Annotated in this window: 3 protein-coding genes; all 3 read left to right on the forward strand. The window is 34.5% G+C overall.

The features are described 5' to 3' along the window. Nucleotides 1-789 (forward strand): TNT domain-containing protein (locus N8M95_RS09110; RefSeq protein ID WP_261117075.1); only part of this gene is annotated, 789 nt, incomplete at its 5' end. Between the two features lie 10 nt (nucleotides 790-799). Next, a complete protein-coding gene (locus tag N8M95_RS09115; RefSeq protein ID WP_049510011.1) occupies nucleotides 800-1,228 on the forward strand; it encodes an Imm63 family immunity protein in 429 nt (142 codons plus the stop codon). Between the two features lie 185 nt (nucleotides 1,229-1,413). Further along, nucleotides 1,414-1,836 carry a hypothetical protein gene (locus N8M95_RS09120; protein ID WP_261117076.1) on the forward strand — a complete coding sequence of 141 codons (423 nt, stop codon included), beginning with the start codon at nucleotides 1,414-1,416 and terminating at the stop codon, nucleotides 1,834-1,836. Nucleotides 1,837-1,898 lie beyond the last annotated feature (62 nt).

Genomic DNA, 1,898 nt, shown 5'->3' on the forward strand with positions numbered 1-1,898 from the left:
AGTAAACTTGCGAGGGAATCCAGTAACTTTGACCAGTATCTGGCGAAGGAGAAACTCCAACGAAACTTAAACAAATCTCCATTAGTTAGTCAGGAACTTCCGAAGGTGAAGGGTGTCCACAATGTCGAAGTACCGAAGTATAACCGCGAGCAGATTCTGAAGAATATAGAGGAAAGCAAACTTGCGAGGGAATCCAGTAACTTTGACCAGTATCTGGCGAAGGAGAAATTCCAGAAAACCTTGATGAGTATGGAACCGATGGACCGTCAGAGATATCTTCAATGGCACAAATATGCGGAGGCAGGTATCGAACCATCTGATAGAGTCAAATTAAGAAATTGGTCATATCCACCTGAGCCAGAATTTTACCTTAAAAATAAAAATGTATATGATAATCCGGATTATTTTAATCAGCTAACAGGGAATACAATTTATCCAGGAAGTCCCGAGAGTTCCATGGGTAGAGTTGATGGAAGTATATATAAACATGGATTTTTGAATGGCGAATACAAAGAATCTGTTATATTGCCTGGAACTCGAATAAACAGAATTGGTTCTAATCCAACGGGAAGGTATTTCTCTCCTGAAGGAGCAACATTTGGTGAGAAAGCCTTACCTCCTTTTATGAAACTCCAACCGAATTCAGACTACATTGTTCTAAAAGAAATACCAATAAAAGAAGGATTAGTTGCCCCTTGGTTTGATGAACCTGGTATGGGAATTCAATATTATACATATTTAACAATTGATGAATTAGAAAAAGGGAATTTTCTACTTAAATTGAAATAGGAATAATTAAATGCTAATAAAATTAAAAAACAAAATTGAATCCGAAGTTTCAAAAATTGGAAACATAAAATTAGGTGAATTTGGAATTCATTTTTCTGAACAACCTCCCTACTTTCCGGAGGGAATTTCTATAATAGAGGATAGAAATGGAAGGTATAATCTAGTTTTTACTGAGAGAGGAAAAATAACATCCGAGATTTCTAAATTAGATGATAATGAGGTGACTTATCAAATTTTAAAGATAATCATTAAGAATGTTTCCTCGCAAAAGATTGATGAAAAAGATGTAGATTTAATTGACAAATTGATTAAAAATAATGAATTTGAGAAAGTTAGTCAAATAGTTGAGAAAGTACAAGAGAATAGATATCAATACGAAAAGGAATTATTTGAGAAAATCAGTCCGCTATATACTTTATGGTTCGAAAAAGAGCATTAATAATTAGTATAAATCTGTTGTTATTTCAGTTCAAAACACAAGAATTTCAAGCGAAAATGAAGAAGCTGCTTTTGATGGCTTTTGGAAACCAGGAGGACAAACCTTCCCAGGAAATATGTCAGAAGCAGTCATTGACGAAGTTCCATGGGGAGAATTTACAATTAGAAAATTAGGAGGCGATTAAAATGAGTTTAACTAAAATAACATGGGAAGAGTTTGATACCTTTGAAAAGATTGAATCACCAAAAGGATATGATTTTCGAACACATGAAGGGAAATACTATACTTTTGGAGAGTTTGGAGTAGCTTCAGTTCGTCGTATCTTTGAGATTAATCCTTCTGATTTTAACGAATATTTATTAGGCAGGAGGACGGCAAGTGAAATTGATTTTAAAGCGGAGACCGATCGTTGGCCACCGACGGAAGAGGAAAAGAAAGCTAGTGAGAAACGATTCATAGAAGAGAGTCCTACATCTTTAATTGATTTACCTGAAACTAGAGATTTATTTACTAAAGAAGAACTTGAAAAATTAATTCCGATTGCTGAGCAAATGTGGATTGACTGGAGAGGTAAACTTCCAGATGATTATGTATCACCATTGAAATAGCTTGTAAGGAACTTGTTTATACACTGTTAGTTGTAAGCAAGTTCCTGTTTTTACATTAAGTG

The sequence above is a fragment of the Streptococcus mitis genome (genome assembly GCF_946190325.1).
Lineage (GTDB): Bacteria > Bacillota > Bacilli > Lactobacillales > Streptococcaceae > Streptococcus > Streptococcus mitis_CF.

Coding starts and splice junctions, on each gene's coding strand:
- N8M95_RS09115 (WP_049510011.1), top strand. CDS start 800: ATGCTAATAAAATTAAAAAACAAAATTGAATCCGAAGTTTCAAAAATT.
- N8M95_RS09120 (WP_261117076.1), top strand. CDS start 1,414: ATGAGTTTAACTAAAATAACATGGGAAGAGTTTGATACCTTTGAAAAG.